This window comes from Alistipes sp. ZOR0009 (genome assembly GCF_000798815.1).
Classification (GTDB): domain Bacteria; phylum Bacteroidota; class Bacteroidia; order Bacteroidales; family ZOR0009; genus Acetobacteroides.
Genome location: NZ_JTLD01000050.1, coordinates 15,979 through 32,936, shown reverse-complemented (window position 1 = coordinate 32,936; position 16,958 = coordinate 15,979). Strand labels below are relative to the sequence as shown.

Genomic DNA, 16,958 nt, shown 5'->3' with positions numbered 1-16,958 from the left:
TGTTTGAAGAGAAAGAAAAGAAAAACGGTATAGCAATGTCAAAAGTTTGTCAAATCACCGGAAGAAAAGTTCAAGTTGGAAACAACGTATCTCACTCTAAGAGAAGAACTAAGAGAACGTTTGAGCCAAATTTGAAAGTAAAAAAATTCTTCCTAGTTGAAGAAAGCAGATGGATTACCCTTAAAGTTTCAACTCAGGGCATCCGTACAATTAACAAGATTGGGCTTAAGAATGCACTAGCAAAGGCTCAAGAACTAGGTTTAATCGGCATTTACTAATAGGAGATTCAAGAAATGGCAAAAAAAGGTAATAGAGTACAAGTAATTCTTGAGTGTACCGAGCATAAAGAAAGCGGAATGCCAGGAACTTCTCGTTACGTGACTACAAAGAACAAGAAAAACACTCCAGCACGTATCGAAAGAAGAAAGTATAACCCAATTCTGAAAAGAGTAACTCTCCACAGAGAAATTAAATAGTTATTGAACCATGGCAAAAAAAGTAGTTGCAACTCTTAAAAAAGAGGGAGGCGGAAAAGCCCTTACGAAGTGTATCAAAATGGTAAAGTCTGAAAAGACAGGAGCTTACACTTTTAAAGAAGAAATGGTTCCAACCGGAGACGTTAAGGAATTTTTCTCGAAAAAGTAATCTCGACCATATTTCATTGTAAAAGAAAAGCTTCTTGAATAAAGAAGCTTTTTTTATATTTACACTCGATTAAAATTTAAAGCAATGGGATTATTCGACTTCTTCTCGAAAGGGAAAAAAGAGCAGCTTGACAAAGGGTTAGAGAAAACCAAAGAGAGCGTTCTATCAAAGATATCACGCGCTATTGCAGGTAAATCACGAGTAGACGATGATGTCCTAGACAACCTCGAGGAAGCATTAATCACATCCGACGTCGGGGTTGAAACTACGGTAAAGATAATTGAGCGCATTCAAGATCGTGTTGCCAGAGATAAGTACATGGGAACCGACGAACTTAATCTCATTTTAAAGGAGGAAATTGCCAACCTCCTCGAAGAAAACAATTCGGTATACGAGGATAAGGTAACCTATGGAGACAATAAAAAGCCCTACGTTGTAATGGTTGTCGGTGTAAATGGTGTAGGTAAAACCACAACCATCGGAAAACTTGCAGCACAGCTAACAAAGAATGGGAAAAAAGTTTTTCTTGGTGCTGCTGATACCTTTAGGGCTGCCGCTATTGAACAGCTTAGCGTTTGGGCAGAACGATCTAATGCAACCATAATAAAGCAGCAAATGGGATCAGACCCTGCATCTGTAGCTTTTGACACTTTATCGTCAGCCAAAAAGAATAATGCAGATGTCGTAATTATAGATACGGCGGGACGTTTGCATAACAAGATAAATCTTATGAACGAGCTTTCAAAAATCAGAAATGTTATGCAAAAAGTTATACCAGATGCTCCTCATGAGGTTTTATTGGTTCTTGACGGCTCCACTGGACAAAATGCTTTTGAACAAGCCAAGCAGTTTACCATTGCTACAGAAGTTACAGCACTAGCACTTACAAAACTTGATGGAACGGCTAAAGGTGGCGTTGTTTTAGGAATTTCAGACCAATTTAAAATTCCTGTAAAATTCATAGGTGTTGGAGAAGGCGTTGAAGACTTGCAACTATTTGACAGAAAATCATTTGTAAACTCGCTTTTCAACAGTTAGCAAAAAAGGATGAAATTAATTAAATGAAGAAGAAAATAAACATAGTAACATTAGGCTGCTCTAAAAATCTTGTTGATTCTGAGCGTTTAATTAAGCAATTAGAAGTCAATGGCTTTAGCGTTGTACATGACTCTAACGACACGAGTGCTAAAGTCGTCGTTATTAACACCTGTGGCTTTATTGGTGATGCAAAAGAGGAATCAATAGATACCATATTATCATTTGCCCACGCAAAAGTTAGCGGAAAGATTCGTCATCTTTTTGTTATGGGATGTCTTGCAGAACGTTATAAAAAAAATTTGCAGGCAGAAATACCAGAGGTAGACGATTTCTTTGGCGTAAACAATTTAGAAGATATTGTAAAAGCAATTGGAGGAGATCTCAAATCGGATTTGCTTGGAGAAAGGAGCATTACAACGCCCAACCATTACGCTTATTTAAAAATCTCAGAAGGTTGCAACTGGGGATGCTCATACTGTGCAATTCCCCTAATTAGAGGAAAGCACATTTCAGTTCCAATGGAAGATTTGGTTGCAGAGGCCACCACTCTTGCCAACAAAGGAGTTAAAGAATTGCTTGTTATTGCTCAAGATTCAACGTATTATGGTCTAGACATTTACGGTAAAAGAAAACTAGGAGAATTACTAAATAGACTTTCGGAAGTTAATGGTATTGAATGGATAAGACTTCATTATGCTTATCCTACATTTTTTCCTGATGATGTAATCGCAGTTCTTCGTAACAACCCAAAGGTATGTAGCTACTTAGACATCCCATTCCAACATATTAGCGATAGAGTCCTAAAAAAGATGAGAAGGGGTATTAACAAAGAAGAAACATACGCGCTAATCAATAAATTAAAGCAAGAAGTCCCTGACATTGCGATTAGAACAACGCTTTTAGTAGGACATCCGGGAGAATCTAGCGCTGATTTTGAGGAATTAAAAGAATTTGTACGTACAGTTAAATTTGATAGGCTTGGAGTATTTCCCTATTCTGAAGAAGAAAATACTTTTTCTGCAATAAATTTTGAAGATTCAATATCAGAAGAAGTTAAGCAGAATAGGGTAGAGGAGATTATGCAAATTCAGTCCGAAATAGCACTACAAAAAAACAAGGAACGAGTTGGAAAAACAATGCGCATTCTAATTGATCGCATTGAAGGAGATTACTATATCGCACGTTCTGAATACGATTCTCCAGAGGTAGATCAAGAGGTTCTTATTGAAGTTAATGGGAATGCAAAAATCGGTCATTTTTATGACGTAGAAATTATAGATGCAGAAGAGTTTGATCTTTTTGCTAAATTCATATAAAAAGAGCGGCTTTTAGCCGCTCTTCGTTTTTTAAACCAAGGTCTTTGCTATTTCTAAAGCTGCCTCGTAATTAGGTTCTGTTGTAACTTCTGGAACATATTCAACATACTTAATTACATTATTTTTATCAATAACAACAACTCCTCTTGCTAGCAAACGAAGTTCGTCTATCAAGAATCCATAGTTCAACCCAAAGTCAACCGCTTTGTGGTCGGAAATAGTAATAGCCTTGTCAATACCTTCTGCCCCACAAAAGCGTTTTTGGGCAAATGGTAAATCTACAGAAATATTAATTATCACAATGTCATTGCTCAAATCGGCGGCAGCCTTATTAAAAGTTCTAGTTTGAGTCGCGCAAACCCCCGTGTCAACAGAAGGAAATGCAGAAATGACCTTCACTTTACCTTCAAAATCGTTAAGGCTCACAGGCTTTAAATCAGCCCCAACTGCCGTAAAGTTTGGCGCAACTTGTCCTAATATAACTTCTGTTCCAACTAATGTTACAGGGCCTCCTGCAAATTTTACTTTTGATGCGTTTTTATTCATTGCTTTTTGTTTAATGTAAAGTTATGCGTTAAACCTGTACGTCTTGCTTTTGTTCAATTGCTTTTACAGATTTACCTTCTTTTGATGTAACTTTTTTTATTACAACATCTGTCTTGTCCTTGTTCAATGCGACAGATAAAGTATCTCCAGTTTTTGCTCCTGATTTAATAATAACCTCAGCCATAGGATCTTCCAAATATTTTTGAATTGCTCTTTTTAACGGGCGAGCCCCAAACTGAATATCGAACCCTTTTTCTGCAATAAAATCTTTTGCTGCAGGAGTTAGATGGATATTAAAGCCTAACTGAAGAACACGAGAGTATAGCCCCTTAAGTTCTATATCGATAATCTTAAATATATCTTTCTTAGAAAGAGCATTAAATAAGATAATATCGTCAATTCTATTTAAGAATTCAGGTGCAAATGCTTTCCTAAGAGCCTTCTGAATAACACCTTTAGAAGTTTCATTAAATTGTTCTTCTTTAGATGTAGTGGTAAAGCCGACACCCTGTCCGTATTCTTTTAGCTCGCGAGTTCCAATATTCGACGTCATTATGATTATCGTATTCTTAAAGTCTATTTTACGACCTAAAGAATCGGTAAGTAAGCCTTCATCAAGAACTTGAAGTAATAAATGAAATACATCAGGATGAGCTTTTTCTATTTCGTCGAGAAGAACAACAGAGTATGGTTTACGACGCACCTTCTCTGTTAGCTGGCCACCTTCCTCGTATCCAACGTATCCAGGAGGTGCACCGACCAATCTACTTACAGAAAATTTTTCCATATACTCGCTCATATCTACTCGAATTAAATTATCAGTAGAATCGAATAAGTATTTTGCGAGAACCTTTGCGAGCTGTGTTTTACCAACTCCCGTTGGACCTAGAAAAACAAATGTTCCAATCGGTTTATTAGGATCCTTTAGTCCAGCACGATTACGCTGAATTGCCCTAACTATTTTTTGTATCGCCTCATCTTGCCCAATAACACTACCTTTGAGTTCATCTGCCATTTTAAGGAGCCTTGTTCCTTCTCCTTGAGCAATGCGCTGCACTGGAACACCTGTCATTAAAGCAACAACCTCTGCTACTTTTTCTTCATCAACAATTTGCTTGTTTTTAGATAAATCCCGTTCCCATTGCTGCTGCTCAGATTCTAATGCTTCCATTAGCTTCTTTTCCTTATCTCTAAAGTTTGCTGCAATTTCAAACTGAAGATTCTTGACCGCAGCAAGTTTTTCAGAGCGAGCATCTTCAATTTGCATTTCTACAAGAGAAATACGTTCTGGGACTTTAATATTCGAGATATGAACTCTCGACCCAGCCTCATCTAGCGCATCAATGGCCTTATCAGGCAAGCATCTGTCCGTAACATAACGCATAGTTAATTTTACACACGCTTCAATAGCCTCTGGTGTATAAATAACGTTATGGTACTCTTCATATTTTGCTTTTATCTTATTTAGAATTTCAACCGTTTCATCGGGAGATGTAGGATCAACCATCACCTTCTGAAAGCGACGCTCTAATGCACCATCCTTTTCTATATACTCTCGGTATTCATCAAGTGTTGTCGCGCCAATACATTGTATTTCACCACGTGCCAATGCGGGTTTAAGCATATTCGCCGCATCTAACGAACCTGTAGCACCTCCTGCGCCAACAATTGTATGAATTTCGTCAATAAAAAGAATTATGTTATTAACCTGCGAAAGCTCATTTAGGATTGCTTTCATTCTCTCTTCAAATTGCCCTCTATACTTTGTTCCAGCAACAATTGAAGCTAAATCGAGTGTAACAACACGCTTTCCAAATAAGACTCTCGAAACTTGGCGTTTAATAATCCGCAAGGCTAGTCCTTCTGCAATTGCTGATTTTCCAACTCCAGGCTCCCCAATAAGAATGGGGTTGTTCTTTTTTCTTCTACTCAGTATTTGAGCTATTCGCTCAATTTCCTTTTCTCTTCCTACAATGGGGTCCAACTTATTTTCTTCCGCCGCCTTTGTGAGGTCAATCCCAAAATTGTCCAAAACAGGTGTATTGGAGTTCGATTTTGAGTTTTGAGAGGATTTTGAAGAGAAAATATCTTTATCCTCATCATCATCATTAAAGTCGCTTTGAGCTTTAATGGTCTTCGACTCGAGCTGCTGCTTTACCTTAACATAATCAATGCTTTGCTCGCTCAAAGAAATACTTCCTAAATTAGAGCCGTCGCGCATAAGCGCAAGGAGCAGGTGTCCTGTTCCGATTACATCATTTTTCAATGCTTTAGCCTCCAAATGAACAAGTTTTAAAACTCTTTCGGCAGACTTGAGAAGATTAATACTCTCAAGTTCATTTATAGGTATCACAAAATCGGTTCGGATTTTATCCTCTATCGATCGTTTAAGCGTATCAATGTCTACGTCTAATGCGTTCAAAACTTCGATAGCAACTCCCGTCCCCTCTCTTATAATTCCTAGCAGTAAGTGCTCTGCACCAACAGATTGGTTGCCCAAGCGGGCAGCCTCCTCTTTACTGTAAGTAATGACGTTTTTAATCTTATCGCTGAATTTTGAATCCATAAATGTAAAATTTGGGTACTAAATTATCTATCAAATGCTTATAATACAAGTCATTTAACGATAATCATATTTGTAAGATACGAAGTTTTCCTGTATCTTTATCATATAACGAACAAAATAAGCAATTGTTGAAAATACATTGATTAAAGCAATGATTTTAAAGCTTAATTAAGTAACTTAGCAAACTGAATTTGTCAATATTTGAGAGATAACATAATATGACTCAAGGAGAAAAGATCATTAAAATCAACATTGAAGAGGAGATGAAAACAGCATACATCGACTATTCAATGTCGGTTATTGTTGCTCGTGCACTCCCAGATGTTCGAGATGGATTAAAGCCTGTACACAGAAGGGTTCTTTACGGAATGAACGAGTTGGGGGTTTTCTCCAATCGCGCATATAAAAAGTCTGCGAGAATTGTCGGGGAAGTTCTTGGTAAATACCACCCACATGGAGACTCATCTGTATATGAGGCAATGGTTCGCATGGCTCAGGATTGGGCAATGCGTTATCCTCTAGTAGAAGGGCAGGGAAACTTTGGTTCGATAGATGGAGATAGCCCTGCTGCAATGCGTTATACCGAAGCTCGGTTAAAGAAAATTGCAGAAGAGGCGTTAGCCGATCTAGAAAAGAATACCGTTTCCTTCAAACCAAACTTTGACGATACGCTTGAGGAACCAACCGTATTGCCAGCCAAGATTCCAATGCTATTAGTTAATGGAGCATCAGGAATCGCGGTTGGGATGGCTACAAACATGGCCCCTCACAATCTTTCTGAGATTGTTGATGCAACAATTGCGTATATCGATAACAATGAAATTACTGTTGAAGAATTGATGGCCTTTGTTAAGGCGCCAGATTTTCCAACAGGAGGAATTATTTATGGTTATCAAGGTGTTAGAGATGCTTTTGAAAAGGGTAGAGGTAAGGTAATCCTTCGTTCTAAAACAGAAATTGAGGTTACAGACTCAGGACGAGACAAAATCATCATAACCGAAATTCCTTACATGGTAAATAAGGCTGAAATGATCAAAAAGATCGCAGACCTTATTAATGAAAAGAAAATAGAGGGAATTTCATACATAAATGACGAGTCAGATAGAACTGGAATGCGCATCGTTATTATCCTTAAAAAGGATGCCGTTGCAAATGTCGTTTTAAATAACCTGTATAAGCATACCCAGCTGCAGTCGTCTTTTCCAATAAACAACATTGCACTCGTAGATGGTCGTCCTCGTCTACTAAACCTAAAGCAGCTCATAAAATACTTTGTTCGCCATAGGCACGAAGTTATTTTACGTCGCACCCAATTTGAGTTGGATCAAGCAGAAAAGCGAGCACATATTTTAGAAGGTTTACTTAAAGCATTAGACCATCTAGATGAAGTAATCTCTATAATACGTGGTTCAAAAACTCCAGACGAAGCATTAAACACGTTAGTCGATAAACTGCAATTCTCGGAAATTCAAGCTAGAGCAATCATTGATATGCGTTTGAGAAGTCTTACCGGCTTAGAACGTGAAAAACTTCAAAACGAGTACAATGAGCTTATGGAACTTATCGCTAGACTTCGTGCTATTCTAGCAGATCCAATTTTGCAAATGCAAGTAATTAAAGATGAGCTTGCAGAAGTAAAAGATAAGTACGGAGACGCTCGTAAAACAGAAATAGTTCTTAATGCAGAAGAATTCAATCCTGAAGATTTTTATGCAGATGAAGATGTTGTAATTACAATTTCTCATTTAGGCTATGTAAAAAGAACTCCTTTAACAGAATATAGAACTCAATCAAGGGGAGGAGTTGGCTCAAAAGGTAGCACAACCCGCGATGCCGACTTTATTGAGCATATATATGTAACTAGTATGCATAACATGATGCTTTTCTTTACAGAAAAGGGAAGATGCTACTGGTTAAAAGTTTATGATATTCCAGAAGGAACAAAAGCCTCAAAAGGTAGAGCCATTCAAAATGTTTTAAACATCGAGCCTGACGATAAAGTTAAGGCTTACATGAATGTTAAGCGACTCACCGATAAGGAGTATATTGAAAATAACTTTATTGTACTTTGTACCAAAAAAGGTATAATCAAAAAAACTCAGCTAGAAGCATATTCGCGTCCAAGGGCAAATGGGGTCAACGCCATTACAATTAAAGATGGTGATCAGCTATTAGAGGCATGCCTAACCAACGGATCAAACGAAATATTGATAGCTTCTAGAGAAGGAAAAGCCATCAGATTTAATGAACAGAAAATACGTGCAATAGGACGTACAGGAGCGGGTGTAAAAGCAATCGCAATGTCTGATACCGACGAAGTTGTTGGTATGATTTGCGTTGAAAACCAAGAACTTGAAAATGTACTAGTAGTTTCTGAACATGGTTACGGAAAAAAATCGCTTCTAGACGAATATCGTATCACCAATCGTGGAGGTAAAGGTGTTCGTACCATGAATATAACAGACAAAACAGGAGAACTTATTGCTATTAAATCGGTTACTGATCAGAATGATTTAATGATTATCAATAAATCGGGTCTGACAATTCGATTAGCAATTTGTGACATTCGCGTAACAGGTAGAGCAACTCAAGGTGTGAAGTTGATAAATTTAAGAAATAACGACTCAATCGCATCTGTCGCAAGTGTTCCTAAGTCTGATGACAAAGACGATGAAATTGAAGAATCGGCTAGCAACATTGAGATTATCACTGACGTTCAAGAATAGTAACACACTTAAATACGCATATTTTTATGAAAAAGTTCACACTTGCAATCGCATTAGCATTTGCACTTAATTTGGGCTTTGCACAAAAGGGATATAACCCTGCAGATGTTAAGGCAAAAGCAGAGAAAAGCAATGCAGAAATTGCAGATGCAAAAGCTGGAGCAAACTATAAAACATGGTTAAAGAGAGCAGACAACTTTGCAGAAATAGCAGAGGCTCCTCTTGCTGGCGCATATCCAGGAATGGGACAAGCAGAAGCAGAACTACTTGTAGGAAAAGCGAATACAACATCAGAAGTTCAAGTTAACGGAAAAGCGCTAACGAAGTTAGAATACAACTACGTCGATCTTTTCTTTGAAGGAGGAAAACTTCTTTACTGGACAATTAAAGATGCTGGAGTTGAGAATCCGCTAGTAACCGGTTACGAAGCTATTGAAAAAGCCTACTCAATCGATCAGAACAAATCAGCAAAAAAGGTAAAGGAAGCGCTAGTAACCTACAAAAACTATTTTGTAAAGGCTGCTAATAACGCTTATAGCGCTGCAAATAAGGCAGAAGCAGCAAAATACTTTGCGCTAGGTTTTCAGGCATCAGCCCATCAAACTGTAAATAATCCTGATACTTTAGTAGCCTACTATGCAGCCTATGCCGCATTAGAAGCTTCTAACTTTAATGACGCTGTAAAATATGGCCAATTTGCCATTGATAACAAATGCTTCCAAAATGGCGATGTATACAAAATAATGGGAGAGGCCTATAGCGGATTGAAAAACTCAACCAAAGCAAAAGAAGCCTTCCTAACAGGTTTGGAGAAATATCCAACAAATACATCTATTATTTTTGGCATCATTAACTTTTACCTAAGCCAAAACGAAGATCCTAAAAATGTTCTTCCTTATTTAGATAAGGCAATCGAACTAGATCCCAAAAATCCTTCTCTATATTTTGTAAAAGGAACCTTCTATGAAAAATTCAAGGAGTTAGACAACGCTTTAGCGGCTTATGTTAAATCAACAGAAATCAGCCCTAAGTATTTTGAAGGTTGGGTGAATCAAGGTGTTGTTTATTACAATATGGGTGTTGAGTTTATCACTAAATCTCAAACAATTGATGTAAACAACCAAAAAGAATACGATAGGCTCCTAAAAGAGGCCGACGTTCAATTCAAAAAATCGTTAGAGAAATTCTTAGTTGCTTACGGCATTAATTCTAAAGACAAATTTGTTGTTGAAAACATCAAGAATATCTACTTCCGCTTCCGCAACGAAAGTGAGGATATGAAAAAGAAATACGAAGAATTTAATCAAATACTTCAAGGTATGTAAAAAAGGGGGCTTAAGCCCCTTTTTTTTATACTATTACTTAATATTGGTAACCTTATTATGACAATCCTACAAAATTAAACAAGTCAACCGACCTCCAATCTTCTACATTACTGTAAAACCTAACATAAATGACACGAAAAATTCTATTCTCAGCATTAATGTTGCTTCTTACGTCCAACATTATATTTGCCCAAAAAGGCTACGACCCTGCAGATGTTAAAGCAAAAGCAGAAAAAAGTAACAATGAAGTTACGGATGCAAAAGCGAGCTCTAACTATAAAATATGGCTCAAAAGAGCTGATATTTTTGGAGAGATAGCAGAAAGTCCGCTTGCTGGCGCATACCTAAACATGGGACAAGCAGAAGCAGAACTTCTTCTAGGAAAAGCAAACACAAATTCAGAAATTCAAGTAGGAGGAAAGCCTTTAACTAAGTTTGAATATCCCTACATTGATCTATTTTTTGAAAATGGGAAGCTGCTATATTGGACAATAAAAGATAGTGGGGTTGAAAATCCGTTAGAAACAGGCTATCTGGCAATCGAAAAAGCATATTCGATTGATCCAAGCAAATCTACGAAAAAGGTAAAAGAAGCCTTAGTAACATACAAAAACTATTTTATAAAAACAGCAAATAATGCTTACGGAGCAGGGAACAAAGCAGAAGCAGCAAAATACTTCGCCCTTGGCTTTCAGTCTTCTGCGCATGCTGCTGTAAACACTCCAGATACTTTAATTGCCTACTTTGCTGCATTTGCATCGCTTGAAGCCTCAAATTATTCAGAAGCAGCTAAATATGGACAAATAGCAATTAGTAATAGATGCTATCAAAATGGAGATACATACAAACTATTAGGAGAAGCCTATAGCGCTATTAAAGAGGTTGAAAAATCAAAAGAATGCTACTTAAAAGGGCTTGAGATGTTCCCAGCAAATACAGCCAATATATTTGGAATCATAAACTTATACTTATCACAAAACGAAGATCCAAAGAATGTTATCCCTTATTTAGACAAGGCAATTCTGCTTGATCCACAAAATCCATCACTTTACTTGATAAAAGGTTCTTTTTATGAAAAATTTAAAGATTACGAGCAAGCATTGATTTGGTACAAAAAGTCAGTAGCCATAAATAGCAAATATTTTGAGGGATGGAATAACGTTGGAGTAACATACTACAACCAAGCTCTTGAACTCGTTAATAAATCTAACAGCGTCGATGTCAATAATAAGCAAGAGTATGAAAAGCTTCTGAAAGATGCCGATGCAAAGTTAAAAATGTCGCTAGAGCAATTTTTAGTTGCATACAACATTAATCCAAAGGATAAAAATCTTGTGGAAAATATCAAAAATATTTATTTCCGCTTCCGAAATGAAAGTGAAGACATGAAAAAGAAGTACGAAGAATTTAATGCGATATTTCAAAGCATGTAATAAGTAGGGCTGCCTAAAAATAGCAGCCCTATTTATCCTTTCTTTTATTTATCATAATATGCATTATGAGACATTTGATTATTCCTTGATTCCAGAACAAGCCGCTGGAGTCCATAGTTTGAAAAATCGAATTAGCTTCTCCTTGCTGTACGTTTTCTCGGATTCCAAGTAGCCTGAATCTTGAATATGTATAACTTTTCTAGCCGAATTTAGCACTACAAAAACAGGAAATCCAAACCTTTGAGGAAAGCCTAAAGATTCTAGAACAGCTTCATTCTTGTTCTCCTTACTGTAGTTTACAAGTAAAAAAACGTAGTTATCCTGAATTACTTTTTTTATATCTGCATCAGCATCGATAAACTTATGTAACCGAAGACACCATGGACACCAGTTCCCTCCAACTTGAATTAATACATTTTTGCTTTCTTTTAGAGCCTGACCAACGGCCTTATCAAGATCAGCCTTAGCATCCGCCTCCGGATTGTAAATTTTAGCCGCCGGCACCTCAATTTGAGCATTTGCCACAAGTGCCCCTAAAAACATGAAAATCAAAACAATTACCTTTTTCATAATTAATGATTAAATGGTTGCACACAAAGATGATACTTCATATAGCAATTTCTATTAAAAAAAGGACAAAAAAAAATTAGCATAGGCTTGATACGATAATATTTTTTGTCTTATAATTGTGGTAATAATTTGGACAATTGATCACTGTGTATGGAAAAGAAACCTGCTATTAAGAAACGAGTGGTGACTAGTTATAAAAATCTAGCACCTGAAATTCTTGAGGAAGTAAAAAAGAAATATCCCAATGGCTGGAATGATTATGTAATTAAGGTTGAAAAGGCTCCAGGAGACTTCTTTTATGCGATTACGCTAGATTTAGTAGACGTAAGCTACCTGATTAAGGTAGATGTCAAAATTGACAATCGCAATAAGGAAGAGGAAGACAAAGATATTTTTGATGACGACAATGATTCGGGAGGCGACGATTTTCCAGATTCAGCTGACGATTCATATGACGATAATGATGATTAAAAAAAGAGCGAAATCGCTCTTTTTTTTATTTAACATAAACAGTACTCGCATCACGACTTATAACTCGTCCTATATCACATGCTTCTATCCCTGCATTTCTTAGATTTTTGACAGCCATATTAGCCAGATCTTGATCAATTCCGAATAGTAATCCGCCGGAAGTTTGTGCATCAAAAAGAAGCATTCTTTCTTCATATTTCAAGTACTCTGAAAAATGAATTTCATCGCCTACGAACTCTCTATTTCTAAAGGTTGATCCAGGAATACATCCCTGCTCATAGAACTCCATTACCCCTTCAAACAACGGTATTTTTTGAAACTCAAATTCGATGCTCACATTACTTGCTAAAGCGAGCCTATGAGAATGACCAGCGAGCCCGAATCCTGTTACATCAGTTCCTCCTGTTGGATTAAAAGGTAGCATTGTACTCAATGCAACATCATTCAACCTAGCCATTGAATCTAGAACCGCCCCAACATGAAATTCCGATGCCAAACCAACCTTTTGGGCAGACAAAACAGATGAGGTTCCAATAGGCTTTGTTAATATAAGCCTTTGCCCAATTTTTAATCCCGAATTTTTAATAATTCTATCAGGATGGACTGTTCCAATAACTGCCATTCCATATTTAGGCGTAGCATCCTCAATCGTATGGCCGCCCATAATGGCAACACCTGCTTGCCGAGCCATGTCATTACCACCTCTTAGAATTTCAGATAAGCCTTCGACAGGAAGATTTGCTGGATACATGTTAATATTCAATGCCATTAAAGGAATTCCCCCCATAGCATAAATATCACTCAATGAATTAGCGGCAGCTATTCTTCCAAATGTATAGGGATCAGAGCATACTGGAGGAAAAAAATCGGCTGTAAAAATTAAAGCAGTATCATCAGATATTTTGTACACGCCAGCATCATCATGCAAGCTATTGTCGACCAATATATTATCTGAATGAAATACAGGAAAGTTTAGCAATAACTTATCTAGCTCTTTAGCAGATAGTTTTGCCGAACAACCTCCGTTTTCTACAGTATTTAGCAAATCAATCATTATATTTTTACCAATTGAAAAGTTATAGCACAATCGTCTAGTAGTTTTTTTACAGCATCTAAATCATCACTACCTACTTCTATGCACATTCCACACTCACTAGAAATTTGATTCGGTACTGGGCGAATAGTCACAGAGATTCCATTCTTAACCAGCACTTCTTCTCCAAGAATAACAAATCTAATATTTTGAAAAACAATAATATTCATCTATTTAATACTAAACAAAATAGCAAGAAGCCTATCTAGATCTTCCGGCCAATGGTATATAGAAGGAGCAAAACGAACAGTTCCGTGCGGATAAGTACCAATAGCCTTGTGAGCCATCGGCGAACAATGCAGTCCTGTTCTGACTTGCACGTTAAATTCACGATCTAATCGAAATGCAAAATCATCATTACTAATATTTTGGTGGCACAACGAAAAAAGCTCCGACTGATTGGCAAAGTCAATCGCTCCAAAAAAATTGTAGAATTTCAGTTTTTTTATTTCACTTAGAAAATCCTCAAAGTCAGATCTACTATGAAATGGCTCTAATTTTGAATTTAAAGCACCATTCAAACCAAAAATACCCAAAACATTAGGTGTACCTGCTTCAAATTTATCAGGCGAAAAATTTGGCATCTCTAATGATTCAGAAAAACTTCCCGTTCCTCCATATTTAAATGGATCAATTGATGCCGTATTTTTTGCATAAAAACCACCAACTCCTGTTGGACCTAATAGACCTTTATGGCCTGTAAAAATAAGATAATCAGCATTCCATAAACTTGCGTTAATACTTTCTTTCCCGACAGATTGAGATACATCAACAAGTAAAGGAATATTTCCAAAATACTCCTTTATAGCTTGAACATTTTGCTTAACGCCATTTACATTGCTTACATGATTAACAACAATAAGCTCTACATTTTTCGTATCAACACGACCAAGCGACTCAATATCAATAAGACCATCTGATAAATGTGGTATTTCCTGCATCAAAACACCTTGTTGCTGATATTTACGAAATATAGGACGAGCAATTGCATTATGACTCATCGAGTCAAGCAATATTTTTCCGTTAGATGAAAAAGGAAATCCTTGAATTATTGTGTTTGCAGCTTCGGTAGCAGAACTACAAAATATAAGATTTTCAGAATTAGCTATGCCCAGCTGTTTTGCTAGCAATGAACGCGTATCCTCTACAACCTTCGACACATAAAAAGTTTTCTGATGGCTAGATCTCCCATAAGTTCCTCCTAGCGAGAGGTAGCTAAGAATTGAGCGGCCAACATCTTCAGGTTTGGGAAAACTAGTGGAGGCATTGTCAAAATAGCCGTTCATTATGGCTTTACTATTTTGAAAGAGGAACTTAAACGCTCTAAAATGTACATCATATTAGAAATTTTCCCGACCTGCAACTCATCTTTTATACCAAAGTAGTCAACACAAGTACCACAAAGTGTGATTTTTACATTTTTATCCTCTAAAACTTTTAGGTAACCAGCAAAAGGGGTATTCGAGGATGCGAGAAGAACTCCTTTATTATAGCATATTACTTCTGCAGGTAAAAAATCGCTCTCCGAAAGTGCCGAAAGAAATCCTTTCAAAAGAATTGTACCTAACTCCATGCTCCCCTGCCCCATTTCGTTAGAGTCCAAAACAACTATATAACTTCGTTCAAGGTTTGAGTTACAGTAATTTTCTTCATTCCCTAAAGATTCGATCTGCACTATAGAATTACCTGTTACTATTCGAAAAACTCCATTAACTTTTTCAACTGAGAATTCTAACCCATTGTCAGTTAAGTAAGTTTTAAGATTAGAGCAAGAGGTTTCATTATCTAATAGTATACAAAGAGTATCATTTGGATTGCCAATTAACGCCTTTTTCGTAGTAATTAGCGGCATTGGACACTTTTGTCCGATACAGTTTACTTCAACCATTTTTGATGATAAAGATAGCAGAAATAGAACAATTTCTTTTAAAACTAAAGGTTCTTCAGCGAATCTAACTGATTTGTAAACGACCACAAGTTGCCTGCTGTAGGCCATTCTTGCACATTATTTAGAGATCTATGCACAACAGTATCAATCATACGGGGCAATTTATTTCCCGAACGCGTACTTGTATTACTTAAAAAAACCCATGAGAGTCCATTCTTTTCTTTAACAACCATTGCAGAAGTACCTGATAAAGAACCACTTCTCCAGTATCGTCCATTATTATCAGAACCAATCCATCCTAATGGTTGGATGTAGGCCTCTCGGGTGGTCATTTCGTTAATAATTTCCCTTGAAAGAATGTTGTGATTTTCGTATCCAGCAACGCCAATAAGCAGTTTTGCGATATCAACAGAAGACGCTACCCATCCCCCTGCAGGACCTAACATTTTTAAGTCATTACCTCCTGCATTACGAGGTACCAACCTTCCTGATCCATCCCAAGCTGAAACCACGCCATTACCACGAAGATCATAGTAGGATACTTCATTCGGGTATTTTTCTTCGGGATAGTTATTCGCTATATAGGCAGTTTTAATACCAAGTGGAGCCAATACATTTAAGCGAATATATCGTTCATAGTCAGTTTTAGAAACTTTACTAATTATCTGACCTAATAGAACATAACCAAAATTTGAGTAAGAACTTCTTTGTCCTGGTTCAAAGTCTAAGTTATTTCGAAAAACAAACTGTACAATATCTTGCAGTGCAAGAGGTAATGTTTTTTTTAGTGTTTTTGCAATCAACTCCTTGCTAAACATCGGATCTGCTCTTCGTCCACTCCATCCTGCGCTATGATTAAGCAACATTTTTACCGTTATTTTTTCATATCGAGGATCCTTATAACCCGAATATGCTGGATCATTAAGAATTCCTTCAGGACCAAAAACCTTCTGATCTAATGAAAGTTGACCACTTTGAATTAGCTGCATAACACCAGTCGCAGTTATCAATTTAGATACAGAAGCAATTCTGAATAGATGGTATGGTTCTACAGGTGTTTTATCTTGCGCATTGACATATCCATACCCTTTAGCATAAACTATAGATCCATCTTTTACTACGGCTAAGGAAGCCCCCTTTATTTTTGCCCTACTTATAAAACTTTGAATGCTTTGATCAATCATTGCAATTTCATACGGAACTTGTGGAGGATTGCCTGGTACTGCAATAGCTGGTACTGGTACATCCGTATATCCTTTTGCAAATAAATCAGTTGTATTAAAAAAGCCTAGTATGCTAACAATATAAGCTGTAGCTATCTTCCCCCTCATCATCTCTCCT

At 37.0% G+C, this 16,958-nt stretch carries 17 protein-coding genes; 9 read left to right on the top strand and 8 right to left on the bottom strand.

The features are described 5' to 3' along the window. The first annotated feature begins 35 nt into the window (after window positions 1–35). The 5 genes from rpmB to rimO all read left to right on the top strand — a co-directional run bounded on the left by rpmB (window position 36) and on the right by rimO (window position 2,999). Window positions 36–278: a 50S ribosomal protein L28 gene (gene rpmB / locus L990_RS13855; protein ID WP_047450563.1), complete on the top strand. Its 243-nt coding sequence runs from the start codon at window positions 36–38 to the stop codon at window positions 276–278. A gap of 15 nt (window positions 279–293) precedes the next feature. Next, window positions 294–476 carry a 50S ribosomal protein L33 gene (gene rpmG, locus L990_RS13850; RefSeq protein ID WP_047450560.1) on the top strand — a complete coding sequence of 61 codons (183 nt, stop codon included), beginning with the start codon at window positions 294–296 and terminating at the stop codon, window positions 474–476. A gap of 10 nt (window positions 477–486) precedes the next feature. Further along, window positions 487–645 (top strand): DUF4295 domain-containing protein, encoded by a 159-nt coding sequence (locus tag L990_RS19735; protein ID WP_081981719.1) that lies wholly within the window; start codon window positions 487–489, stop codon window positions 643–645. Window positions 646–729: 84 nt separating this feature from the next. Further along, a complete protein-coding gene (ftsY, locus tag L990_RS13845) occupies window positions 730–1,683 on the top strand; it encodes a signal recognition particle-docking protein FtsY (RefSeq protein ID WP_047450558.1) in 954 nt (317 codons plus the stop codon). A 23-nt stretch (window positions 1,684–1,706) separates the two neighbouring features. Further along, on the top strand, window positions 1,707–2,999 hold the full coding sequence (rimO, locus tag L990_RS13840; RefSeq protein WP_047450556.1) for a 30S ribosomal protein S12 methylthiotransferase RimO: 1,293 nt from the start codon (window positions 1,707–1,709) through the stop codon (window positions 2,997–2,999). A gap of 30 nt (window positions 3,000–3,029) precedes the next feature. Here rimO and tpx read toward each other — a convergent pair whose 3' ends face one another. Next, a complete protein-coding gene (gene tpx, locus L990_RS13835) occupies window positions 3,030–3,545 on the bottom strand; it encodes a thiol peroxidase (protein WP_047450553.1) in 516 nt (171 codons plus the stop codon). 28 nt (window positions 3,546–3,573) lie between these two features. Then, complete coding sequence (locus L990_RS13830) at window positions 3,574–6,111, bottom strand: ATP-dependent Clp protease ATP-binding subunit (protein ID WP_047450550.1); 2,538 nt, start codon at window positions 6,109–6,111, stop codon at window positions 3,574–3,576. Between the two features lie 218 nt (window positions 6,112–6,329). Here L990_RS13830 and gyrA point away from each other — a divergent pair, with 218 nt between their 5' ends. The 3 genes from gyrA to L990_RS13815 all read left to right on the top strand — a co-directional run bounded on the left by gyrA (window position 6,330) and on the right by L990_RS13815 (window position 11,595). Beyond that, window positions 6,330–8,837 (top strand): DNA gyrase subunit A, encoded by a 2,508-nt coding sequence (gene gyrA, locus L990_RS13825; protein WP_047450548.1) that lies wholly within the window; start codon window positions 6,330–6,332, stop codon window positions 8,835–8,837. Window positions 8,838–8,863: 26 nt separating this feature from the next. After that, complete coding sequence (locus tag L990_RS13820; RefSeq protein ID WP_047450545.1) at window positions 8,864–10,162, top strand: tetratricopeptide repeat protein; 1,299 nt, start codon at window positions 8,864–8,866, stop codon at window positions 10,160–10,162. A gap of 128 nt (window positions 10,163–10,290) precedes the next feature. Continuing rightward, the gene (locus L990_RS13815) at window positions 10,291–11,595 is read left to right on the top strand and encodes a tetratricopeptide repeat protein (protein WP_047450542.1); all 1,305 of its coding nucleotides are present in this window, start codon (window positions 10,291–10,293) and stop codon (window positions 11,593–11,595) included. A gap of 78 nt (window positions 11,596–11,673) precedes the next feature. Here the strand turns inward: L990_RS13815 and L990_RS13810 are convergent, their stop codons facing one another. Next, window positions 11,674–12,165, bottom strand: coding sequence for a thioredoxin family protein (locus L990_RS13810; RefSeq protein WP_047450539.1), 492 nt, complete (start codon window positions 12,163–12,165; stop codon window positions 11,674–11,676). A gap of 183 nt (window positions 12,166–12,348) precedes the next feature. On the opposite strand from L990_RS13810, the gene L990_RS13805 reads away from it, so the two are divergent. Then, on the top strand, window positions 12,349–12,636 hold the full coding sequence (locus tag L990_RS13805; RefSeq protein ID WP_197057299.1) for a hypothetical protein: 288 nt from the start codon (window positions 12,349–12,351) through the stop codon (window positions 12,634–12,636). Window positions 12,637–12,661: 25 nt separating this feature from the next. Here the strand turns inward: L990_RS13805 and selD are convergent, their stop codons facing one another. Genes selD through L990_RS13780 form a run of 5 tightly spaced genes read right to left on the bottom strand, consistent with a single transcriptional unit; the run spans window position 12,662 to window position 16,951 of the window. After that, window positions 12,662–13,690, bottom strand: a complete 1,029-nt coding sequence (gene selD, locus L990_RS13800; protein WP_052181028.1) for a selenide, water dikinase SelD — start codon at window positions 13,688–13,690, stop codon at window positions 12,662–12,664. Next, on the bottom strand, window positions 13,690–13,899 hold the full coding sequence (locus tag L990_RS13795) for a DUF3343 domain-containing protein (RefSeq protein ID WP_047450533.1): 210 nt from the start codon (window positions 13,897–13,899) through the stop codon (window positions 13,690–13,692). The genes selD and L990_RS13795 overlap by 1 nt, the downstream gene beginning before the upstream one ends. Further along, entirely contained in the window at window positions 13,900–15,015 is a 1,116-nt protein-coding gene (locus L990_RS13790) for an aminotransferase class V-fold PLP-dependent enzyme (RefSeq protein ID WP_047450530.1), read from the bottom strand. Next, window positions 15,015–15,725, bottom strand: a complete 711-nt coding sequence (gene yedF, locus L990_RS13785; RefSeq protein ID WP_081981718.1) for a sulfurtransferase-like selenium metabolism protein YedF — start codon at window positions 15,723–15,725, stop codon at window positions 15,015–15,017. Before yedF ends, L990_RS13790 begins: the two co-directional genes overlap by 1 nt. After that, entirely contained in the window at window positions 15,662–16,951 is a 1,290-nt protein-coding gene (locus L990_RS13780; RefSeq protein WP_081981717.1) for a serine hydrolase domain-containing protein, read from the bottom strand. Before L990_RS13780 ends, yedF begins: the two co-directional genes overlap by 64 nt. Window positions 16,952–16,958: the final 7 nt, after the last annotated feature.

Bases quoted from the DNA above. Each gene is read 5' to 3' on its own strand.
- rpmB (WP_047450563.1), top strand. From the start codon at position 36: ATGTCAAAAGTTTGTCAAATCACCGGAAGAAAAGTTCAAGTTGGAAAC.
- rpmG (WP_047450560.1), top strand. From the start codon at position 294: ATGGCAAAAAAAGGTAATAGAGTACAAGTAATTCTTGAGTGTACCGAG.
- L990_RS19735 (WP_081981719.1), top strand. From the start codon at position 487: ATGGCAAAAAAAGTAGTTGCAACTCTTAAAAAAGAGGGAGGCGGAAAA.
- ftsY (WP_047450558.1), top strand. From the start codon at position 730: ATGGGATTATTCGACTTCTTCTCGAAAGGGAAAAAAGAGCAGCTTGAC.
- rimO (WP_047450556.1), top strand. From the start codon at position 1,707: ATGAAGAAGAAAATAAACATAGTAACATTAGGCTGCTCTAAAAATCTT.
- tpx (WP_047450553.1), bottom strand. From the start codon at position 3,545: ATGAATAAAAACGCATCAAAAGTAAAATTTGCAGGAGGCCCTGTAACA.
- L990_RS13830 (WP_047450550.1), bottom strand. From the start codon at position 6,111: ATGGATTCAAAATTCAGCGATAAGATTAAAAACGTCATTACTTACAGT.
- gyrA (WP_047450548.1), top strand. From the start codon at position 6,330: ATGACTCAAGGAGAAAAGATCATTAAAATCAACATTGAAGAGGAGATG.
- L990_RS13820 (WP_047450545.1), top strand. From the start codon at position 8,864: ATGAAAAAGTTCACACTTGCAATCGCATTAGCATTTGCACTTAATTTG.
- L990_RS13815 (WP_047450542.1), top strand. From the start codon at position 10,291: ATGACACGAAAAATTCTATTCTCAGCATTAATGTTGCTTCTTACGTCC.
- L990_RS13810 (WP_047450539.1), bottom strand. From the start codon at position 12,165: ATGAAAAAGGTAATTGTTTTGATTTTCATGTTTTTAGGGGCACTTGTG.
- selD (WP_052181028.1), bottom strand. From the start codon at position 13,690: ATGATTGATTTGCTAAATACTGTAGAAAACGGAGGTTGTTCGGCAAAA.
- L990_RS13795 (WP_047450533.1), bottom strand. From the start codon at position 13,899: ATGAATATTATTGTTTTTCAAAATATTAGATTTGTTATTCTTGGAGAA.
- L990_RS13790 (WP_047450530.1), bottom strand. From the start codon at position 15,015: ATGAACGGCTATTTTGACAATGCCTCCACTAGTTTTCCCAAACCTGAA.
- yedF (WP_081981718.1), bottom strand. From the start codon at position 15,725: ATGGCCTACAGCAGGCAACTTGTGGTCGTTTACAAATCAGTTAGATTC.
- L990_RS13780 (WP_081981717.1), bottom strand. From the start codon at position 16,951: ATGATGAGGGGGAAGATAGCTACAGCTTATATTGTTAGCATACTAGGC.